Genomic DNA, 22,240 nt, shown 5'->3' on the forward strand with positions numbered 1-22,240 from the left:
TAACTCTTAACTTCTAACCCACATTCTGCATTTAATAGTGTCACAATCGTTAATTACGGAAAATAGAAAATATAGAAACTATCAACTTCTGGTAATGCGAAGAAAACTTATTGCTCAATACGGTTCGGCTAAGATGGAAATTCTAGATCCAAAGACGCGATAAATCGCCGTCTCTACAAGGATCAATTTTTCGTAGAGACGGCGATTTATCGCGTCTGTTGCCTTAATCGAACCTTATTGACTTATTGCCAACAAAAAGCAATCTTTATACATGGATACTACTCGCAGCTTTTATTTAAAGTTTTCTTTTCAAAACTGGTATCAATCCCTGTGAAAGATTTTCCAATTGAATAGCAACCATAGCTTCATCAAAGGCTCTTTCAAATGAATCTTGATTGCCTAAGTTTTTATAACCCAGTCCATCATAAAATCCTTGAGTAAATGCGATCGCGGCTTTATCTTGAATTGGGTTATTCATCCCGATAACATAATTAATGTACTGGCTAATTGCCACAGCAGGTTGTTCTGAATAACAAGCATTCAGTAGTACGCATTTAACATAATCAGCGTGCAATTTAAATAGAAATGCTAAACTTTCTGGCGAAACTGGTTTATCATTTCCCCCATCATCCTCTAACAGCAAGCTGCCATCTTCTAATCCATGTCCACAAAAATGAACAATTTGAGGCTGTTCTTCTGCAATAGCACGACGAATATCTTGAGGACGTACAGCAGTTCTAATGCGTATTTCAAATAAATCCCGATTAGCTGCTCTTCGTATAGCTTCCTGTATTTCTCGAATCTCTTTATCCAAGCACAGTCCGCGAGGAACTGCTGCCAAAATCAAGATTTTTTGCTGCTGAGTTAATTTCATCAGAGATTCAGGTAAGGAAGCAGATACATCTGTTACTGCACTAGAATTTGAATTTCCTTTAACATTTGTTGATAACTTCGCTTCCTGTTTTTCGATTTCCTGCTGAATTTCTTGAATTTGCGTTTTAACTTCCTTAATTTCCTGCTCTAATTGAAAACGAGTAGCTGCATCAGCTTTAATGATTTTTTCTCGCTGTAGAAATAAGAGCTTATTTTGCAACAAATCATAATTATCTTCGAGTTGTTTGTGAATATCTTGCGTCATCGCTCAGTTACCTATACTGAGTATCTAGGATACCTGATAATCGGCAAGGCGATCGCAGATCTGACCAAATATATCGAACACCATTTTAGTAAAAACTTATTAATTCGTTACATATAACGACTTTGTTAAGTTTTCGGTTCTGCTTGAAACTCTTCATTCAAAGCCTCGATAAAAAACGAAATAACACCAAAGCAGAAGTTATTTATAAAGACAATATTAAAAAAATAACAAAGATACTCATAAAGTGAGAATCTTTATTACAAGTATGAATATACATAAGCAATAAAGATGAATGCTCAATCTATAAATCCCATTCGTTTATTAAAAGATTCGCGTACTTTACTTGCTCCAATATATAAATCAGTTTTATTACTATTTATTCCCTATGGAATATTTATCATAATTTCACTATTTATTCCTAATAAATTCTCTTTTTTATTAGGTTTTTTGTATGGAATATCTATTCAGATTGTCTCTAGATTCTCAGCTTTCTTTTATGTTTATCAGCATCTTATAAATAGTGATACTACTATTTATAATTCTCTTAAATTTGTGATTGGTAAGTACCTCCAAATACTTCTTTCTTACGTTTTAATTAATTTAATCACTTTACCAGCTATTTTATTATTAATAGTTCCTGGAATATATGTTACCAATCGTTTAGCATTTGCTCCCTACGCAATTGTGATTGAAAATTGTTCAGCAGCAGATGGAATTAGACAGAGTTGGCAATTAGTTAAAGGAAAATGGTGGTCTGTTTTTTGGGCTTTATTACTCATATCGATACTTGTATCGATACCCATAATACTTATTCCATTTGTTGTTGCTAATGCTTTTGGTGTTTCCGGCTGGGAGGTTTTGTTAGGAACGTCACTTTCACTTTATGCCAATATTATATCTTCATTACTTGTTGGAGCATTTATACTAATGTCAAATCCAATATTGATAGCTTATGAATTACTTTTGTATATGAATTTGAGAGCTTTGAAAAGTGGAGAAGAAAATATGCTCATAGGTATTGAGTGAACAATAAAAAATAATCAGGCTAGAAATTTTGTACCCACTCAGCGAATTCTCCGATTTCAAATATTTCATTATGGTCAGATGGTTGGCGATCGCGCTCAGGATTTTGTAGTGTTGGTAATCGCGTATAAATATAATCACACTCTATCCCATCCAATTTGGTCTGTTGTGTAATTTTCCAATCTTCAATGCAAGCACCTGTTAAACAACTGCCTGTTAAATCAGCTTGGTCAAGTTGTGTTTTAATTAACTTTGCCCTTGATAAATCAGCGTCTTGTAAATTTGCATCTCTCAAATCTGTGCGAGTTAGATTTGCGTCTGCTAAATTAGCTCCAGATAAATCTAATTTTTGTAATGAAAAACCTTCAAGGTTTTTTCCTTGTCCCATTCTTGTAACTAATAATTCTCGAATTGGGTAATTCTTCAGATAGCTTTGCCTAAAGTTAACTTGATACAGTTTCTTACATTGAAACCAGTTAGTTCGCGTGATATTAGCTTTTCTCAAATCAGTGTTGTTAAGTATTGCATGAGAGAAGTTAGCATCCGTTAAATTAGCTTTTCTAAAACTAGTTCCTCCTCTAGTCGTAAAGAAAACCGCAGTTCTCCAAATAAAAGAATATTTCTCATCTCCATGTGATGCACGCCAACCGATATAAGCACCAGGGATAGCTAAAGGTATAACTGCGATCGCTGCTTCAATTCCAGTTCCCAAGAATGTCATTAATAGAGCTATCAGCCATAGTACAATCCCAACAAAACTTATTGTCCAAACCCAAGCCTTACCAATTGTTCCTGCTATAACCCAAAACAAAGCCTCGACAATTGTTATGCCTACAGTTGTTAGTCCAAATAAAAATATCCCAAAAAACCAAAACATACTCGAAAACCAATCTGGAAAACCAGGAGGTAGATTAGGTTCAGATGTTGCTATACTCACAAACATAAAACACCCGGCGGCAGAAATCAAACCAGCAGCAATAATCCACAATCCAGACCAAACTCCCATAAAACCTAATGCGCTATTACCAGAAGAACTTACAGCGGCAATTAGAGTTAAAATTCCAGAAGTGCCAAAAATCAAAACTATTATCCAGCCCCAACCCCCAGCTATCAGAGTTACAGAAAGAGTAAAAAATAGAATCAAACTGCCAAAAGTTGTAAGAGCGATCGCTCCTATGGTTGCTTCAATACCCTTCTCAAAAATAATGATATGAAACAATACAAAAACTATCAAACTAAATAAAGTAAATGACAATAAAATTTCATTACTTGGCTTAAATAGAAAATCATGTAAAGCAAGCCCAAAAAGTATGAAAGTAGAAGCTAATAGTATTGATAAAAGTAATGAAAACAGAATTAATATAATTATATAGTAACGTCGTAATCCGGTAATTGTATAATTAAAGTTTGCACCAATCAGATTAGCATTAGTAAAGTCTGCTCCTCGAATATCGGAATAGGAAAAGTCGGCATATCTCAGGTCATTACCTTTAAAAGAGCGACCTCGGAGATTTGCACGACGATAATTTTTATATGCTTTTGAGGGTAAAGCGTCAAGCTTGTCTTTGACTTGTTTAGGAATCGGTAAATTAACTCCAACAACCCTTATAATATTTTTTCCTGGTTCAACTAACTTGCCGAATTCATCTGTTGCACTGTCCAAATTTCCCCGAGCAAACATTACCATTCCTTGAGCATAATTAGATAGTGCTGTGAATTCGTTGGCGAAAGTCTTTCCAAATGTTTTTAATAGCGATACCATTCGGATAATTTCAGATTTATCATTATGGTTCAAGTTAGCAAAAATCAAAGCCAATTCATGGGCTGCTTGTCTGGGGCGTATCTGAGCTAAAGCTGTCAACCATTGAGCTTCAGCTAAATCTCGAATATATGAATCATCGCTATAAAGGTCTTGATGAATGTAACTGATAATAAATTCAGATAATTGCTTGACTCTTTCTTGTCCAAAGTTGTCATGTTTTTTCAACTCGCTCAATAGCTGATTTCGTACCTCGACATCCATCTCGTAAAGTTCGTATCCCACTTCATGACAAAATCCAGAAAGAAGAACGTCTGCAACAGCTTCCCAAGGAACATTGAGTGATTGACCATGAATATCTTGCCGAAAGTATAGCCGCAAGCGATACAGTAAATCAGGAGAAAGTGCAGCTGCAATAGCAGCATGATAAGCAAAAAACAAATGTGGCTTACCAAAACGTTTCTCAAAATATGCAATACGTCTGGTAGCAATTTCCGATTTCATTTCACCAGCTAATTTAGTTGATGAATTTATTTCACTCATTGCCTATATCCCCCAGATGAATTGCCCCGCAATATGCTAATGGCATTATCTAAACCATGACGACTCAATTCAAACATTGGGACACTCTTGGCGATTTCATTAGCTGTTGTACCGAACCAACGCGAACGCGGCATCGGATTGAGCCAAGCAATATGTTTAACACGTTTTCTCAAAAAAATTAGAAAATTTTCTGTTAATTTAAGTCTTTCGGAATTAAATCTCCCTCGTGCTGCACCTGCATCGCTAAAAAACAGCACAACTATATTCTGAGATTGAAAACTACTGATAACATCATCAATTGATTCTGCTTCTTGAAAAGAAGAGTCTTGGTAAAGATATTCTATTGGACAGTTATGAAAGTAATATGTATTAGCTTGTTGTAAGCGTCCTCCTCTAACAGCTGTTTCAGTTAGTCGTTCTGAAAAAATATGAAAAGGTAACATTGAGCCATCGCGATCAATAAGTAATATCAAATTTGTTTTATTGAGTTTGGGTGGTACTAATATTGGTTCTAGAAATATACCTTGTTTGACAATTTTTTTAATTGTTGCATCAACATCTAGTTCCGTTGGCAGACCTTTTCTGATAATTCGACGTAAATAACGCCAACTTTGCTTCATCTGGCGACGAGTTACAGGAAAATATTCATCACTAACAACAAAACTATCAGGCTTTTTGATTTTTCTTGTTTTTTTTCTATTGTTAGTAGCTGTTAATGAAGAAAATAGTAACGTATCATCTGCTTGCAATTTTCTTTGTAAATATGGTTTGTAATTAGTTGGAGAGGTATTCTCCTGACGTAAAGATAGAAAACTTTTTATAATATTTTGAACATCTGCATTGAGTTCGGTAAATCTTCTCAAAATTAGATATACAAGAATTATCACAATCACAATCACAATCAATATAAATATCCAAATATTATATTCAATTGAAGACAGATTTATATTAAATGATTGTATATCCTTAGCACTGTGTTTGTCAGTGACTTTTAATTTCACAGAATAAGATTGATTAGGCTGTTGTAAAGCAGTTTTAGCGGTAAAAATCCCTTGTAAAACTGCTTTTCCATTTCCATTATCAGTTAAATTGAGCCATGAAGGTTTTTCTAGAGTCGTAATAGTCAAAACGTCATTTACATTTAAGTCTTTGGCTTCAATATTATATACATATAACTCGCCTAATTTTGCCTCTCTTACAGGTTGACTTACAAATTTTGGAGGAAGATTTATTAACAAAAACAAAAAATACTGCCCAATAAAAATAGTAACTATAATTACTAGGATTAAAAATCGTCTTCTAAAAATTAAATTAACAAGTAAACGAATCTTAATTAGCCATCTTTTATAAGAAGAATTTGGTAAATTTTCTGATTCAGAAACAATAGGACTTGATGAATCTGAATTAAGATAGTTATTCTCGTTTAATATAATTTTTTCAAAATGATAATCGAATAACCGCTTTTCTTCTTCAGACTTCACCCATAAAGTCTGACATAACCTTTTCAAAGCAGCTTTGTCGCTAATTCCAAATCCACCTTGCAAAGACTTTAAAAGCAATTTATACTCATCAATCCCAAGTGGTAAACCAGCATCCTGTAACCTAGCAAATAGTTCCAGCAAGGGTAAATTACTAGCGTCCACGACTTTCCCTCAAATATCGCAGATGGTCATCCCAAGTCTTCAATAATACCCCAGCATAGGGCAATTTTCCATCCAATTCCAATTTTGCTAAAACCTCATCTTCGGGATACTTACGCAAAACGCGAAACCAATCAATTAACTCACTGGTACTGACTTTCTTTCCCGCTTCTCCCTTATCTTTGGTCATATCGTCACGCAATTTCAAAAATCTTGCCACAGCTTTATTTATCAACCCTTCTGGTGCTGTGGGAAAGTGACTGTTAACTATTTCTACTAACTTGGGGATGCTGGGAAATTCCACATAGTGAAACAGACACCTCCGCAAAAAAGCATCAGGTAACTCTTTCTCGTCGTTGCTGGTAATAAAAACTATCGGTGGTGCTTTGGCTTGAATATTTTCCCCTGTTTCATCAACAATAATCCGTTGCTCATCAAGTTCTAAAAGTAAGTCGTTGGGAAAATCAATGTCAGCTTTATCGATTTCATCAATTAAAACCACCGTGCGCTGTGTATTTTGAAATGCAATTCCCAATGCTCCCCATTTTATATAGCTTGCAGGATTGTTAATACGGGGTATATCCTCATCTTTAATTATTCTTCCCGTAGCAGCAAGTTGAGCATCTCTCAGTCTACCGACAGCATCATAGCTATAAAGTCCATCTTTGGCGCGGGTGGTAGATTTGATGTACCAGGCCTCTAATGGTAAATCCAATTCGTGGGCAACTGCACGCGCTAACCGAGTTTTACCGCATCCGGGATCGCCTTTAAGTAGTAATGGACGTTCCAAGTAAATTGCTAAATTTACTGCTTCTATTAACTCATCATTGGGTAAATAAGGATACATAATTTGTCCATTGTCATCCCGATCGCCCAATTTTGGCTGTATTTTCCCTGTGTACTCAAGTTGTTTAGAAGTCACAGTTTTAACCACCTATCTTTTACTTCATACCAGTTACATTTACAGCGATCGCATATCTCCGAAAATGTCAGTTCGGGAATGCCATTATCGCTATTGTCTAAAATTTCTTGTACCAGATCATCTTTTTGACTAATTACTTCAGTCAAAGGCAATTCATCAAATTCCATCTCTACCGTATCTAACCACTCGTTTAGCTCAGGCTGACGAAATTGATTGATAACGGGTAATTTTATCGGTATTTTGGCTTCCCAGTTGGGTTCAATTCTCTCAACAAATAGTGTTTCTCGCGTTCCTACACAACCTTCATAGTCTATAAGAAACATTAATAATCTGTATTTTTGCGTAGATGACGCTGTCTCTCGTGCCTGTGTTGCCAGTGGTAACCAAAATTCATGGATTAATGTCTGTAAATAATTTTCTGGCATACAATCAACGTCGTGAAAAATCAGGACAACGTTTTGTGTTTGCCAGCATTGATAAACGCGATCGATTATTTCTAAAGGTGTATTTTGTCTGTGCAAATGAAAACGTCCCCCAAGTTCGCGCCAAAGGGTAGAAATATCTGTTCTACGTCCGATGCGGTGGAGTTCTACGGGTAAGGGTAAGGTTTTGTTGGTCGTTCCGCTGTCGATATGTTGCGTAACTAGACGATTCAGCAGCCAGCGTTGTCCGTAGTCGGGACAGCCGTGGATTAGAAACGCACCAATGGATTGCGATCGCAGAAATTTTTTCAGCGCGAGAATTTGATCTTTATAGCCTAATTTTAATAAAGCAAGGTATAACTTTTGACTATTTACGTCGTAATTAATACTTTCGATTTGTTGCTTGAGAACTTCTCGTTCTGTTTGCGCTTGTTCAATTTCTTTACCAAGCTGAAACAATACTAAAGGGTTGGCTTCGGTAATTTTTTTACCCTTTAGAAATAAAATCTTTTCATCTAGCAGTTCAAGTAGTTTAAGTAATTGCTCAAGATGATTCATGTAAGTGTTGACACATACCGTAACAGTTAGTTCCGAGAGTGGCATCTCAAGACAACTTGATTTTATATAGTTACATTGCCAACACACTCTGTTACAGATATATACCAGAATTGTTTTATCAAGAAAAGCAGAGGGCAGCTATGTATACTGCTTCCTGCCCTCTAACTTGAAAGTGGGGAGTAGGGAGTGGGGAAAAGACTGCACTCCCTCTACTGAGCATACGTAAGTGGATCGACAAGTCCCAATTCGGCAAACGCCGCTAGCCGCAAACGACAAGAATCACAGACACCACAGGCGACATCGCCACCAGCATAGCAAGACCAAGTTAGCTCCCAAGGAACTCCCAATTGGTTACCTAGTTGAATGATTTCGGTTTTTTTCAGGTTAATCAGGGGTGCAACAATGTTAATTGGTTCTCCTTCGCGCCCTTGTTTAGTTCCCAAACGAAAAACTTCTTGCATGGCTTGGATATAATCGGGGCGACAATCGGGATATCCTGAATAATCTAAGGCGTTGACGCCGATATAGACATGCTCAGCTGCGATCGCTTCGGCGTAACTCAAAGCAAAGCTTAAAAATATTGTATTCCGGGCCGGAACATAGGTAACAGGAATATTTTGAGCCATTTCATCCAGGGAACGCTCCTGGGGTAAATCAATAGCGTCATCCGTAAGTGCCGAACCGCCCCATTGTCGTAAGTCAAAATTAACCACCTGATGTTTTATCACCCCAGCTTTTTGACCAACGAGTAGGGCTGACTGTAACTCTCGCCGATGTCGCTGCTGGTAATCAAAAGAAATGGCATGACATGAAAAGCCATCCATCTTAGCTTTGTACAAAATTGTGGAAGAGTCCAATCCCCCAGATAACAGAATTACAGCTTTCATCTCGGTTGCAAATTTGGGATTTCAAATCGCTAAATCACGCTTCAACAAGATACCAACAAGCAATGCCAAAGATACTCCTTGATTTCTGTGAGTGATTCTAAACACTTTTGCACCCTAGATATTCAAAAAAATAATCCATACCTGTTTCCAGTTTCTCTCAAAAAGCGGTGCGATGTCTTCTCTTCTCTACGAGAGGCTACGCCAACGAGACGCTCTTGCTACCTTACTTCGACCTGGTAGTACGACAAACCGCTTCTCTACGAGACGTTACGCGAATCTGTCTACGAAAGATGATGCAAATAATTATCCAAAAACTGTTTTAGTTAATCAGTAGCAGTAATTCCCAATACCATTTTTTTGGAAAAAAAGCATAGGTATTACTAGCTGATTATTTTGTAATTTTAATGCTGTCAATTGGATTGTAATTCATTGCCTAACTGTAGCCTTAAGGAAAATCCAAGCACAAGAAAGCGACCCTTAGAATTTTAGAGAATTTATACTTAAGTCTTACCTGATATTCTAAAGTTAATAAAAAGACACATATTTTTTTTGTAGAAAATGCAAAATGCCAACCAAGTCCGAACTATCTATACAAAAGATGGCTGGATTGCGGGAACCGATCGCAAACTTTGAAATTCTTCATAAACATAGCCTCTATGTTACCATCTGGATGGTTTTAGACGGATCGTAACTGGCTTTCTTTGTATAAACGCCAACGGCCGTAGCGTCTCTAAATTTGGTGGTTGAGGAGAGAATAATAGTGCAAAATAGCATGTCACTGGCAGAACCGAATCCATATACACAGCGCAACCAGCCACGACCAATCCGCATAGGCGTGATTGGAGTGGGTAACATGGGACAACACCACGCTCGCGTCTTGAGTTCAATGAAAGATGTTGAACTAGTAGGTGTAGCAGATATTAACGTCGAACGAGGGTTAGAAACTGCCAGCAAGTACAAAGTGCGTTTTTTTGAAGACTACTGTGACTTGCTACCCCTGGTGGAAGCAGTTTGTATTGCTGTTCCCACCCGCCTGCATTATGCCGTCGGTATTAGCTGTCTCTTGGCGGGAATTCATGTTTTGATTGAAAAACCGATCGCAGCCAGTATTTCTGAGGCAGAATCCCTTGTAAATGCCGCAGCTGAGTCTCAATGTATCCTGCAAGTAGGTCACATTGAGCGTTTCAATCCAGCATTTAGGGAACTTAGCCAAGTCCTGAAAACGGAAGAATTACTGGCATTGGAAGCACACCGCATGAGTCCTTACTCAGACCGAGCAAACGATGTTTCGGTTGTCCTGGATTTAATGATCCATGACATTGACCTACTTTTAGAATTAGCAGCTTCCCCAGTAACCAAATTGACCGCTAGCGGTACTCGTGCCCTAGACTCCGGTTATTTAGATTATGTAACTGCCACTCTGGGCTTTGCTAACGGTATAGTCGCTACGCTGACTGCCAGTAAAGTCACTCACCGCAAAATTCGCCGGATTGTTGCCCACTGCAAAAACTCATTAACAGAGGCAGATTTTCTTAAAAATGAAATTTTGATTCATCGACAAACAAATCCTAACTCTCTTGCCGACCATCGACAAGTACTTTACAGGCAGGATGGCGTGATTGAAAAAGTCTACACCAGCAATATTCAACCACTGAGCGCAGAATTAGAACATTTTGTCAACTGTGTACACGGTGGCAATCAACCCTCAGTAGGTGGTGAACAGGCTCTTAAAGCCTTGAGATTAGCCAGTTTAATTGAGCAGATGGCGCTGGAAGAAAGAGTTTGGAATCCTTTAGACTGGCAATCGGAACCAAGAGTACAATCATTGACCCCGACAGTCTAGAAGAAAAGGGGTAGGGGAGCAGGGAGCAGAGGGGCAGGGAGCAGAGGGGCAGGATAATAACTCTTAACTTCTCACCCAGCTCATTGCCCCGCTTTTGCTAACAGCAATCCTAACTCCTCACTCCTTATTCAGCACTGGCTCAACGCCCCGTTGGCGCAGCCTCTCGGAGAGAAGAAAGCTAACACTACTCAGCAGTCTCAATGCCTAATGTCCAAATGATCGAGAACTCTAGAGTCTGTTTTCCAATTTGTCATCAAATCTTTAGATCCTCCCTAGTTCTTTAAAAAGCAGACTAAGGGGGATCTAATTATTTAGAACACAACCTCTCCTAAAAATGGGGAGTTGGGAATGGGGAGTACACCAGACAGGAGGAGAATAACTCTTAACGCGGCTCAACGCCCCGCTACCGCTAACAGCATTCCTAACTCCTAACTCCTGACTCCCAATCCCGTATTCCGAATAAAAAACTAGTACAGTAATTTTTAGGAATTGACTCAATGCTTGAATGGATAACTAATACTATCAACTCTTTGGGATATTGGGGAATCGCTCTAATGATGTTCTTAGAGAACCTCTTTCCCCCCATTCCTTCAGAATTGATTATGCCACTGGCTGGATTTACAGCAAGTCCATATCAACCAGGAGGGGCAAAGCTCAATATCATTGGCGTGTTTTTTGCAGGACTTTTGGGTTCTGTATTGGGCGCACTTGTTTGGTATTATCCAGGTAAGCTTTTGGGCGAAAAGCGCTTGAAAGCTTGGGCTGATAAATATGGTAAATGGTTAGCTATATCCAGTAAAGATATTACTAAGGCTAAAGGCTGGTTTGACCGACAAGGTAACAAAGCAGTATTGATTGGTCGCCTTGTACCAGGAATCCGCACTTTGATTTCTGTTCCCGCAGGGATCGCCAATATGCACTTGCTACCATTTCTGTTTTACAGTACCTTAGGTAGCGCTGCTTGGGTGGGTTTGCTAACATACTCAGGATATATATTAGGTAGTCAGTATGAACTTGTGGATGAATACCTTGCTCCTGTGTCCAAAATTGTGCTTGGGGGTTTGGTTTTAGCATTTGTTTTCTGGATATTCAAGCGTCAGCGAAGACGCACCAGAAGATAAACAGGGGCGCTTTTGGTTTGAAAGCAGTGAAAGCAGGGGTTACATCTGGCCAAAATTCGCCTACACTATGCCAAATAATACTAGATGTGCAATTGCCAGAATTAATTTTTGGCGTATTTCTAGCTACACTTGACGCAACCTAGAATTTCTGGTTGCTCGCATTTTTGTAAGATGAGCATGACAACTTTTTACATTTAAGTTAGAACTAGGAGCTTTCATGACAGACCAACCTTCCGCCGCCACCCCAATGAATTCCGCTGCCATACCCATGAATAGGCAGCCGTTAGCATCGACGACTCCCATCAATACTGGTAATATTCCTGCCAAGACAGCCGGTGGTTCTGGGAAAACGATTCTTAGTGTTGATTTAGGCAGAACTTCCACAAAGACTTGTGTGAGTCGCGAACCCGGTAGTGTAGTGTTCGTACCTGCCAACGTTAAGCAAATGTCAATAGAACAGGTACGCGGTGGTGTTTTTGAAGCGCGTGCTACCGACCCTTTAATGGATTTGTGGCTGGAATATCAAGGCAATGGCTATGCTGTAGGTCAACTGGCAGCAGATTTTGGAGCGAATTTAGGAGTAGGGCAATCTAAGGTAGAGGCTGCACTGATCAAAGTGTTAGCGTGTGCTGGCTACTTTAAACTCAGAGACGAGATCTCAGTTGTGCTGGGTCTACCTTTTCTTTCTTTGGAGCAATTTGAAAAGGAAAAAGCACAGTTAATCAGCCAAGTAGGTGGCCCTCATGTGTTAAACTTCCGAGGCGAATCTGTGTCGCTGAACGTCAATAAAGTTTGGGTGATGCCAGAAGGCTACGGCAGCTTGCTGTGGTGTGAAGCTCAACCGAAGAAAAGCCCCGGTAGTCCCGATTTTACAAAAATATCGGTGGCGATCGTTGATATCGGACATCAAACCGTCGATCTTTTGATGGTAGATAACTTCCGCTTTGCCAGAGGTGCTTCTAAGAGTGAAGACTTCGGTATGAATAAGTTTTATGAATTGGTAGCCGCTGAAATTGACGGAGCAGATAGCCAATCTCTGGCGCTCATTTCCGCTGTTAACAAACCCAAGGGTGAACGCTTTTACCGTCCAAAAGGTGCTAGCAAGCCCGCTAACTTAGACGATTTTCTACCGAATCTTATAGAGATGTTTTCGCGGGAAATTTGTAGCCGTGTGCTAGCCTGGTTGCCAGAACGTGTTACCGATGTGATTCTTACTGGCGGTGGCGGTGAGTTTTTCTGGGAAGATGTTCAACGTTTGCTCAAGGAAGCAAAGATTAATGCTCATTTATCTGCACCTTCTCGGCAGGCGAATGCTTTAGGGCAGTATATTTATGGAGAGGCGCAATTGTCTGCCGTTCGCGCTGCTAGGGCTTAAAACTAATGTTCCAATGGTCAAAAAAGGTAGTTAAATCCGTCACGTTCAACCCAGGGCTTGCTGATGAAAGCTTATTGGCACAAGTGGAAAGTTATTTGGAGAAACAACCCGAAAAAACTTTCAGTGACCTATGCAAAGAAGCCCTGTGGCAATCCTTATGTGTACCGGAATCTGTACGACCTGCTCCAAAAACAGCAGCCACAACACCGATTGAACAACAACCGATTGAACAACAAATCGGTGAGCTGCAACGTCAAGTAGCTGGCCTTGAGGAACGTTTTTTTGCCAAGGGATCTAATCGTTTGGAGGCGTTGGAACACCATCTACTGCAACTTTCTCAACAAGTTGCACAACTGGCACTCATAGTCAATGAGCGATCGTTTATTCAGTCTCCAAGTCAAGTAGAAGTAGTAAATAATACTTCTTACACTGTTCCTGCCCCTCCTCAAGAGGTTGACCCTGTAATTAGTCGCCTTAGTCAGTTTCTCGATGATTTTTAAGAAAAAATCACGTTTTTGAGCGGTTTTTGCTCTTGTTATCAATCCTTAATAGTACACACTATTAAGGATTATTAATATTTGTATATAAATATTGAGATGAGATTTGTAGATGTTGGCGATCGCTGACAAGGCAAATCATCACCGTATTCCTCTGGAAGTAACAGCTCGTTGTAATTGAGCTAGAGCGCGGTTGTGATTCAAAATAGCTGTGACTCGATTACCTTCTGCTCTGGTCAAATCGTTTTCTGCGTTAATAATGTCAGTTTGAGTTCCAACACCTGCTTGGAAACGTAAACGTCCTAGACGTAAAGCTTCCCTAGCTTGGTCAAGAGCAAGATTGGTAGTTTGAACATTCTCTAAGTTAGACTGCATTTGCGAATAAGCTTGTTCTACTTCAAACCGAATATTATTGCGTTGATTGGCAAATTGTGTCTCAGCAATCCTAATTTCTACATTTCGCTGAGCCGCCTGAGCTTTTGTAATTCCTCCATCGAACAATCTCAATGTTGCTTGGACGGCTAAAGAATAACCATTGAAAACACTGGCGTTATCATCGAATACGTCTTGCAAGTCGTAGCTAGCAACGGCGCTCACTTGTGGCTTGAGTCGAGAAAGCGCCGATCTTTGCCGTAGCTCAGCAATGCGCCGTTCTGTCAACCGTTGTCGTAATTCTGGTCGGTTTTGAAAGGCTAATATAATAGTCTGCTCAAGTGTATAATTCCACAAGCCAGCTAATTGTACAGGGTCGGCCGCACTAATATTCATCGACTCTACCACATTTAATCGACTTGCTAACCGACGACGAGCAATTTGCTGCTGGGAAATAGCATTAGTCAAGTCTTGTTGGGCATTAGCTAAGTTTACCTGCGATCGCAGCACATCAAACCTCGTACCTACAGCAGCTCTTTCTAAAGCTTCTGCATCCCGCAAACTAGCTTCGGAATTCTGCACAGCCAACTGATTAATTCGTACTTGTTCATCTGCTTGTTGCAAATTGTAGTAATCCAAGGTGACATTTAGGCGGATCTCTTCTGACAGACGCTCTACTTCCAATTCATCCACACGCACCTGCTCTTTCGCTGCTCCTCTAGTGGAAGCACCCGGCCCAAAATTATAGAGACTATAACTTAGTTGCAGACTACTATTAAAAGTCGTTGTAGGTTCATCTTGGCTAAAGCCCTGAGTAAATAAAAATTGAGCTTGTTGACCTAGTTGCTCTGTATAAAGCTGGTTAAAAGCAGACTGAGCGCGACTCAAATCCACACTCAGACTTATACTTGGATAAATATTAGCTTGAACTTCTCTTAAAGCAAAGCGACTGCGTTCTACCTGCAATAATACCGCCTGTAATTCAAGATTGTTACGTCGTGCTAGTTCCAAAGCCTGCTGTAGACTAATTGCCTGATTTCCTTGAATCTTGACTTCTTGTGATTGAGAGGGAAACTCTAGAAAATTGGGACTTGAATTGAGGTAATCGATTACTTGTGCCGCAACAGATCCTATATTAATCAAAGCAATTGTACAATTTATGCCTCCGACTATTATGTAGCGATGAGCCGACATAACTAATATTTGATACTACTTAGCAATGATTCAAATATTAATACACTGTGTATCACAAATCAACTACATTCACTAGATAAAAGTGGCTTGATTGAGACAAATCAATCTAAATAGTCTTGACAAAAATCATGATTGATGAATGAATGAATTAACTAAAAAATAAATAAAATTGATCCCTTAATTTATTTTACGAAGCTGAAAGCGATATCTACCACAAGCTCACCTATGCACCTCTATATGCACAAATTTGATGTTGAAACGGCCGAATACTAATACTACATATTAATACTATATTCTTTTTTTACTTTAGATACTGTATAAATGCTAGAATCCTCAGGTAGACAGTTAGGATACCTAGATGGCAGTTGTAGCTAACTCAATCAAGTTTGGTACAGACGGCTGGCGGGGCGTAATTGGAGATGAGTTCACCTTTGAACGCCTAGCCCTAGTCGCGCCAGTCGCTGCAAAAGTACTATATAATACATATTATTCTACGGTGGGTAGCCGGACAATAATTGTCGGTTACGATCGCCGATTTATGGCGGAAGACTTCGCTCGTGCTGTGGCTGATGCTGTCACCGCTGTCGGATTTGATGTTTTACTCAGTGAAACCTACGCCCCGACTCCAGCTTTTAGTTGGGCGGCAAAACAACTCAATGCATTAGGCGCACTAGTAATTACAGCCAGTCATAATCCAGGTACATATTTAGGCTTAAAAGTCAAGGGATATTTTGGTGGGTCGGTGTCGCCAGAAGTCACACAAGAAATAGAAGCACTGTTGCCCCAAGGAGTACCACCCGCAGCTACCCCAGGCAAGCAAGAGAAGTTCGATCCTTGGCCGAGTTATACCCAAGCACTAGAACGTAAAGTTGATATTGCCAAGATTCGGGAAGCGATCGCCTCTGGTAAACTGACGGTGTTTGGCGATGTCATGCATGGCGCTGCGGCTGGTGGCTTGGCAAAACTACTAGGGGATAAGGTCAAAGAAATCAACAGCGAACGCGACCCGTTATTTGGTGGCGGTGCGCCGGAACCTTTGCCTAAATACCTTTCCAAGTTATTTGAAGTCATCAAAACTCACCGAGCAACAAATACATCAAGTTTATCTGTAGGATTGGTATTTGATGGAGATTGCGATCGCATCGCGGCTGTAGACGGGGAAGCCAACTTCTTGAGTTCTCAAGTGTTAATTCCGATACTCATCGACCACTTAACCCTACGGCGCGACTTTAAAGGTGAAATAGTCAAAACTGTCAGCGGTTCTGACTTGATGCCCCTTGTGGCAGCACTACATAAACTGTCAGTATTTGAAACACCAGTCGGTTATAAATACATCGCTGACAGAATGTTAGCCGCAGAAGTGTTGCTGGGTGGCGAAGAGTCAGGAGGAATTGGCTATGGCAGCCATATTCCCGAACGCGATGCACTGCTGTCAGCATTGTATGTCCTAGAAGCGATCGTCGAATCTGGTTTAGATTTAGGTGAGTATTATCGCCACTTGCAACAACAAACAGGATTTACCTCAGCATACGATCGCATTGATTTACCCTTAGCCAGTATGGAAGTGCGATCGCGTCTTTTGCAACAGTTACAAACCGAACCTTTAACAGAAATTGCCGACAAAGCAGTAATTGATTGCCAAACAATCGACGGCTATAAGTACCGCCTCGCTGACAAAAGCTGGTTAATGATTCGTTTTAGCGGAACTGAACCAGTTTTACGTCTCTACTGCGAAGCCCCAACACTTGAGCAAGTGCATCAAACTCTTGCTTGGGCGAAACAGTGGGCAGAGTAAAATTAGTTATTAGTTATTTGTCCTTCGTCATTTGTCCTTTGTCCTTGGTAAATGATTAATGACCAATGACTAATGACTAATGACCAATGACTAATGACCAATGACAAAATTACTCGTAGTAGCTACAGGAAATCCAGGTAAATTGCGGGAAATGCAAGCTTACCTGGCAAATTCTGGCTGGGAATTAATCCTCAAACCTGAAGAATTAGAAATTGAAGAGACGGGCGAAACCTTTGCTGCTAATGCCTGTCTGAAGGCGTCACAAATTGCCAAAGCCACAGGAAACTGGGCTATCGCCGATGATTCTGGTTTAGAAGTAGATGCATTAAATGGCGCACCAGGTGTGTATTCAGCACGCTACGCCAAAACAGACTCAGAACGCATTGCGAGATTACTCAAGGAATTAGATAACGAAGTAAATCGCCAAGCCCAATTTGTTTGTGTAGTGGCGATCGCTAGTCCGGATGGTGCGATCGTATTACAATCTGAAGGTATTTGTCGTGGCGAAATTCTTCATGCACCTCGTGGTGATGGTGGATTTGGCTATGACCCAATTTTTTATATACCAGAGAAGCAATTGACCTTTGCCCAAATGACACGGGACTTAAAGGGGTCAATTAGCCATCGAGGCAAGGCTTTTACAGCTTTACTTCCGCAACTGGAGAGAATTAAGAGTTAGGAGTTAAAAGTTATGAGTTGTGAGTTCAGAAATAACAATTGAGGATTTAGCATAACTCCTAACTCTTGTACAGACGCGATTAATCGCGTCTCTACTCCTAACTTTTTTTAAACCGCTTCTGTGTTTTTTTCCCCGGTACGAATCCGAATCACTTGCTCAACAGGCGAGATGAAAATTTTACCATCACCGATTTCACCTGTGCGGGCGGCGGCGATAATTTTGTCCACCACCATATCAACCTGATTATCATCAACTACAATTTCCACTTTGAGTTTTTGGAGAAACTCAACAGTGTACTCGGAACCCCGATATCGTTCAGTTTGACCTTTCTGGCGTCCGAACCCCCGGACTTCAGAAACCGTCATTCCAACAATCCCAGCGTTAACCAAGGCAATTTTCACTTCATCAAGCTTAAATGGGCGGATAATAGCTTCTACTTTTTTCATTTCTTTGACTTGTGACTTGTACTAGCTTCGTTTATCTATCTAACCAGATCTGTTGTCTGAAACTGTAACTAGTAGCGCCTTTGCTAAAACATATGTAATAATTGCCACTTTTTTGAAATTCTAGATGTCTGGTGTGAGTGCTTTTGAAGCCAGAAATAGCCTGGGTTAAGTAATTCGATGAGAAATTTTACAATAGCTATGAAGGTTGCTGCTGACTGTGGGAGTGTCAACTAACGTTTTTGATGTTCAAACAAGGGACGTACAATTAAATATCCAGCAGTAAAAGCAGTAAGCATAATTAACAAGATGGTAATAATTAACCACCAGCCGCTAAGTTCCTTGGCATCTGGCTGGGCAGTAGAATAATAACTTACTTCTTGTTCTTCTATAAAAACTGGTTCTGGTGTGGGAAAATTTATTTCCATCACAGGTGCAGAAAACTGCTGGCGGCTTTTTTGAGATGGACGCGGACGAGAAACCTGTTGAGGTGGAGGTGCTTGTGTTACTTGCTGCTTGCGGGCAGTTTTAACGTTGCCAGAAGCTTGAGAAGCTTGGTGTTCACTAAACATCCCATAGGAATCTACAAAATTTTGCAAGTGTGAAAAAGACTCAACGACTTTAACAATTTCTTGGCGTAGTAGTTGATTTTCTTGTGTTAATTGCTGATTTTTCGTGGTAAGTGCATCTAGCCTCGCTTGGGTTGCTTGCAACTCCATTGACAATTCCCGGTATACAGATAGTGGTACAGAGGGAGGATACGCTTGACTAGTACGTGTTGACGAATTCCTGTGAACAGAACCTGTGGTTGTTCGCATTGGGGGCTTGGTATTAAAAATAAAAGTGATTAGATCGTACAGAGATGCTAACAGAGAAAGTCAGCCCTGAAACTATGCCCAAGAATAATAGAAAAATGCCGAGACGGCAAAGATTTTTTATTGGGGACTGGATACTGGGTGCTGGGTATTGGGTACTGAGAAAACAGTTCCTAGTCCCTAGTCCCTAGTTCCCAGTTCCCACAATGGAAAGAAGTGTCCCACAGGACCTTGCCCTTCGCCAATATCTAAGGCGTAAGTCAGTGCCGTAGTTACATATTCTTTTGCTTGTTCAACTGCTGGCCACAAGTTTTTTCCCTTTGCCAAATTAGCAGCGATCGCAGCCGATAGTGTACAACCAGTACCGTGGGTATTTGTTGTCTCTACTTGCTGGCAAGTCAAAATTTCCAATTTTTCCCCATCAAACCAGATATCAACGCCACGCAAATTTCCTTGCATACCTCCACCCTTAACTAAAACAGCTTTTGTCCCTAGAGTTTTGTGAATAATTTCAGCAGCGGCTTGCATATCTTCCAAGGAGTAAATTTCTAAACCGCTCAAAATCTGGGCTTCGTAGCGATTGGGCGTGATGATAGCTGCTTTGGGGATAAGTGTCTGGCACAGAGTCTTCACAGCATCATCATCAATCAATTGTGCGCCGGTACGTGACACCATTACTGGATCGACTACCAAATTCTCGATTTGTAAAGTTTCTACTTGCTGGGCAACAGCAAAGATAATTTCTTGATTCAGCAACATTCCCGTTTTGGCAGCTTGTACGCCAATATCTTCAACCACTGCCTGAATTTGCGCTACAACAGCTTCTGGTGGCATAGCATCAACTCTGTTCACTCCGAGAGTATTTTGTGCTGTGACGCAGGTTATAGCGCTAGTACCGTGGACACAGTGAAAAGCAAAGGTACGTAAATCAGCTTGAATTCCTGCGCCGCCACCGCTGTCTGAACCGGCAATGGTTAAAGCAACAGGTACTCTAGAGTTTTTTTGGGCATTCATATTATCAAGATTGCTGGCAAGATGTTAGTTGCTTGGCGATCGCTTCCAATTGATTTTAGCGTCCGTGCGACTTGGCTATAAATAATCCCTTGTAAATCAAGCCGATTCAATTGAAAGAAACTTCATCGAATCCTTGTATAAAGCACTCTTTATCCCCAATATTGGGCTGCAAATTAACAGAAATCGCCACAATTTTTCCATATTTTTTGGGATTTTGTTGTAAAAAAATTAACTAAAATCTGAGTATTTACTGATATCAATCACTGTTTGTGAAGGTTAGTCTAAACTGAGTTAACAAAATTCGCTTACACGGATTAAAACAGGTTTGACTAAGTTGTTACATTTAGTCGCTTTAACTTAAGGGGTCAACCTACTAAAGTTTGAAACAATTCAGCTTTGACCACTGTAACTTTAAGTCCCCAGTTATCAGCCAGGGGTGCGCTTTACCATGCCGATTTGGCAACTTCTGACCTCAGACAACGGATAAAGTTCACAGGAATTACATAACAAATATGATTGCCGTATCAAATTATATTATCAGCGATGTCTACGGCGGGCTGCGCCTACGCGGTGGAGATTGGATTTGATTCTACTCCAAAGTCATCGATCAGACGAACACGCTAATCGTCCGATTATCTTCAACAACAGCATGACGATTGACGGCATTTACATCCTTAGTTCAACCATCAATGGTTGACAGGAGAAAAAATTTTAATTTTGACAACAGCGTTTCTATAACCCACGCAATTTTAAGTTGCGATCAGACAACTGTGACTGTTGCAAACAGTCTCAACAGACCACCCATTCAGACATCCTCTTAGCAATGAATTGAGTCGCTAAGAGTCTAATACCAATTCGCTTAGACATCCTCGGAGTAAAACTATGGCTGGCAAAGTATACTACGTTTCTGGAACAGGTAACGATAGCAATAATGGTTTGAAAGAAGGAACCGCTTTTCGGACTCTGCAAAAAGCTGCAAACTTAGTACAAGCAGGGGACACGGTATACGTTATGAACGGTACTTACGAACAGAGTAAATACCCTAATAGCCCAGTTCTTGGTATCAATCAAAAGCAGGGTACTCAAGATGCACCAATCACATTCACCGCTTATCCTGGTCACAATCCTCTAATCAAATCAACAAATTTCCAAGCCATCAACATTGTAGGTTCATCCTATATCGTCATCGAGGGTCTGACGATGGTTGGTGCCAACGACAAAATTACATTAGAGTATGCAAAGTCTCAACAAGGTAACTTAAATAATCCACTAACAAACGGAGCCGGAATTAACATTCAACCGGATAAACAAAACAACAGTTCTCATCACATTACAATTCGCGGCAACACTATTTCTAAATTTCCCAGTGGTGGAATTACAAGTAAAGAAGCTGACTATATCACCATTGAAAATAATACTGTTTTTGAAACATGCTGGTATAGTCCTTGGGGACCAAATGCTATCTCCACTCTCGGTAATCGGAATTTAGATAATAACACCACTGATTACAAAATAATCATTCGTAATAATGTAAGTTACGACAACTACACCTACATTCCTTGGTGGGAGGCCGGGCGAGTTACTGAAGGACACGGCATTATGATTGATGCTGCTAATAGTCTGGGCTTAGATAATCAGCCATATAAGGGAAAAATTTTAATTAGCAACAACACTTCTTACAACAATGGTGGTGCTGGTATCCAGGTATTTAAAAGTTCCAATGTCGATGTAGTCAACAACACAACTTACCAGAATTCACAACACCCCGAACTCAAAGGCGCCGGTGAGATTTTGATTAATGGCGCATCAGAAAATGTGAATGTTGTAAATAACATTATGTACGCTAAGTTAAATGGCAGTTCATATGTTGTAAGCGGTTCAGCTAAAAACGTCAAAGCTGACCACAATTTGATTTACAACACTAGTAATTACAACAAAACAGGAACTAATTTGATTCTGGGTAAAGATCCGCAATTTGTGAATGCTGCGACTCATAATTTTGCACTTAAACCTGGAAGTATTGCCATTGATGCTGGTTCCAATGCCTTCAATAATATAACTGGGAAAATTCCTCACGATGGTGACGGCAATGGCACCGCAGTGATTGACATTGGTGCCTATGAAGCCCCAAGCATTAAGACTCCAACTCCAGAAATTCAAGTTCTCAATGGCACAGTTGACATTGTAGATGGGACTACGA

Annotated in this window: 19 protein-coding genes and 1 pseudogene; 10 read left to right on the plus strand and 10 right to left on the minus strand. The window is 40.2% G+C overall.

The window, feature by feature from the left end:
* Positions 1-295: 295 nt before the first annotated feature.
* A complete protein-coding gene (locus ACM0OY_RS21170) occupies positions 296-1,138 on the minus strand; it encodes a CHAT domain-containing protein (protein ID WP_414570814.1) in 843 nt (280 codons plus the stop codon).
* 288 nt (positions 1,139-1,426) lie between these two features.
* On the opposite strand from ACM0OY_RS21170, the gene ACM0OY_RS21175 reads away from it, so the two are divergent.
* Entirely contained in the window at positions 1,427-2,164 is a 738-nt protein-coding gene (locus ACM0OY_RS21175) for a hypothetical protein (protein ID WP_414570815.1), read from the plus strand.
* 19 nt (positions 2,165-2,183) lie between these two features.
* On the opposite strand, the gene ACM0OY_RS21180 is transcribed toward ACM0OY_RS21175, so the two are convergent.
* The 5 genes from ACM0OY_RS21180 to queC form a co-directional block, all read right to left on the minus strand.
* The gene (locus tag ACM0OY_RS21180; RefSeq protein ID WP_414570816.1) at positions 2,184-4,463 is read right to left on the minus strand and encodes a pentapeptide repeat-containing protein; all 2,280 of its coding nucleotides are present in this window, start codon (positions 4,461-4,463) and stop codon (positions 2,184-2,186) included.
* The gene (locus ACM0OY_RS21185; protein WP_414570817.1) at positions 4,460-6,106 is read right to left on the minus strand and encodes a hypothetical protein; all 1,647 of its coding nucleotides are present in this window, start codon (positions 6,104-6,106) and stop codon (positions 4,460-4,462) included. The genes ACM0OY_RS21180 and ACM0OY_RS21185 overlap by 4 nt, the downstream gene beginning before the upstream one ends.
* Positions 6,096-7,037: an AAA family ATPase gene (locus tag ACM0OY_RS21190; RefSeq protein ID WP_414570818.1), complete on the minus strand. Its 942-nt coding sequence runs from the start codon at positions 7,035-7,037 to the stop codon at positions 6,096-6,098. The genes ACM0OY_RS21185 and ACM0OY_RS21190 overlap by 11 nt, the downstream gene beginning before the upstream one ends.
* Positions 7,022-8,050 carry a hypothetical protein gene (locus tag ACM0OY_RS21195; RefSeq protein ID WP_414570819.1) on the minus strand — a complete coding sequence of 343 codons (1,029 nt, stop codon included), beginning with the start codon at positions 8,048-8,050 and terminating at the stop codon, positions 7,022-7,024. Before ACM0OY_RS21195 ends, ACM0OY_RS21190 begins: the two co-directional genes overlap by 16 nt.
* A gap of 164 nt (positions 8,051-8,214) precedes the next feature.
* Entirely contained in the window at positions 8,215-8,892 is a 678-nt protein-coding gene (gene queC / locus ACM0OY_RS21200) for a 7-cyano-7-deazaguanine synthase QueC (protein ID WP_414570820.1), read from the minus strand.
* A gap of 172 nt (positions 8,893-9,064) precedes the next feature.
* Between queC and ACM0OY_RS21205 the strand changes: the two genes are divergently transcribed.
* From ACM0OY_RS21205 to ACM0OY_RS21230, 6 genes are all read left to right on the plus strand, one after another.
* Positions 9,065-9,226: a hypothetical protein gene (locus ACM0OY_RS21205; protein WP_414570821.1), complete on the plus strand. Its 162-nt coding sequence runs from the start codon at positions 9,065-9,067 to the stop codon at positions 9,224-9,226.
* A 231-nt stretch (positions 9,227-9,457) separates the two neighbouring features.
* Positions 9,458-9,583, plus strand: coding sequence for a hypothetical protein (locus tag ACM0OY_RS21210; protein WP_414570822.1), 126 nt, complete (start codon positions 9,458-9,460; stop codon positions 9,581-9,583).
* A 69-nt stretch (positions 9,584-9,652) separates the two neighbouring features.
* Positions 9,653-10,735, plus strand: coding sequence for a Gfo/Idh/MocA family oxidoreductase (locus ACM0OY_RS21215; protein WP_414570823.1), 1,083 nt, complete (start codon positions 9,653-9,655; stop codon positions 10,733-10,735).
* Between the two features lie 497 nt (positions 10,736-11,232).
* Positions 11,233-11,856: a DedA family protein gene (locus ACM0OY_RS21220; RefSeq protein ID WP_414570824.1), complete on the plus strand. Its 624-nt coding sequence runs from the start codon at positions 11,233-11,235 to the stop codon at positions 11,854-11,856.
* Positions 11,857-12,073: 217 nt separating this feature from the next.
* Positions 12,074-13,231 (plus strand): ParM/StbA family protein, encoded by a 1,158-nt coding sequence (locus ACM0OY_RS21225; protein WP_414570825.1) that lies wholly within the window; start codon positions 12,074-12,076, stop codon positions 13,229-13,231.
* Positions 13,232-13,236: 5 nt separating this feature from the next.
* Complete coding sequence (locus tag ACM0OY_RS21230) at positions 13,237-13,731, plus strand: plasmid segregation centromere-binding protein ParR (RefSeq protein WP_414570826.1); 495 nt, start codon at positions 13,237-13,239, stop codon at positions 13,729-13,731.
* Positions 13,732-13,869: 138 nt separating this feature from the next.
* Here ACM0OY_RS21230 and ACM0OY_RS21235 read toward each other — a convergent pair.
* Positions 13,870-15,222, minus strand: a pseudogene (locus ACM0OY_RS21235) (TolC family protein); the annotation flags it as partial.
* Positions 15,223-15,652: 430 nt separating this feature from the next.
* On the opposite strand from ACM0OY_RS21235, the gene ACM0OY_RS21240 reads away from it, so the two are divergent.
* Positions 15,653-17,089 (plus strand): phosphoglucomutase/phosphomannomutase family protein, encoded by a 1,437-nt coding sequence (locus ACM0OY_RS21240; RefSeq protein ID WP_414570827.1) that lies wholly within the window; start codon positions 15,653-15,655, stop codon positions 17,087-17,089.
* Between the two features lie 100 nt (positions 17,090-17,189).
* On the plus strand, positions 17,190-17,768 hold the full coding sequence (rdgB, locus tag ACM0OY_RS21245) for an RdgB/HAM1 family non-canonical purine NTP pyrophosphatase (RefSeq protein ID WP_414570828.1): 579 nt from the start codon (positions 17,190-17,192) through the stop codon (positions 17,766-17,768).
* 107 nt (positions 17,769-17,875) lie between these two features.
* Here the strand turns inward: rdgB and ACM0OY_RS21250 are convergent, their stop codons facing one another.
* From ACM0OY_RS21250 to thiD, 3 genes are all read right to left on the minus strand, one after another.
* Positions 17,876-18,214 carry a P-II family nitrogen regulator gene (locus tag ACM0OY_RS21250; RefSeq protein WP_012410794.1) on the minus strand — a complete coding sequence of 113 codons (339 nt, stop codon included), beginning with the start codon at positions 18,212-18,214 and terminating at the stop codon, positions 17,876-17,878.
* A gap of 230 nt (positions 18,215-18,444) precedes the next feature.
* On the minus strand, positions 18,445-19,029 hold the full coding sequence (locus ACM0OY_RS21255; protein WP_414570829.1) for a hypothetical protein: 585 nt from the start codon (positions 19,027-19,029) through the stop codon (positions 18,445-18,447).
* Positions 19,030-19,206: 177 nt separating this feature from the next.
* On the minus strand, positions 19,207-20,040 hold the full coding sequence (gene thiD / locus ACM0OY_RS21260; RefSeq protein ID WP_414570830.1) for a bifunctional hydroxymethylpyrimidine kinase/phosphomethylpyrimidine kinase: 834 nt from the start codon (positions 20,038-20,040) through the stop codon (positions 19,207-19,209).
* 882 nt (positions 20,041-20,922) lie between these two features.
* On the opposite strand from thiD, the gene ACM0OY_RS21265 reads away from it, so the two are divergent.
* Positions 20,923-22,240 (plus strand): choice-of-anchor Q domain-containing protein (locus ACM0OY_RS21265; RefSeq protein ID WP_414570831.1); only part of this gene is annotated, 1,318 nt, incomplete at its 3' end.

It is taken from the genome of Nostoc sp. CCY 9925, from assembly GCF_963920935.1.
Lineage (GTDB): Bacteria > Cyanobacteriota > Cyanobacteriia > Cyanobacteriales > Nostocaceae > Nostoc.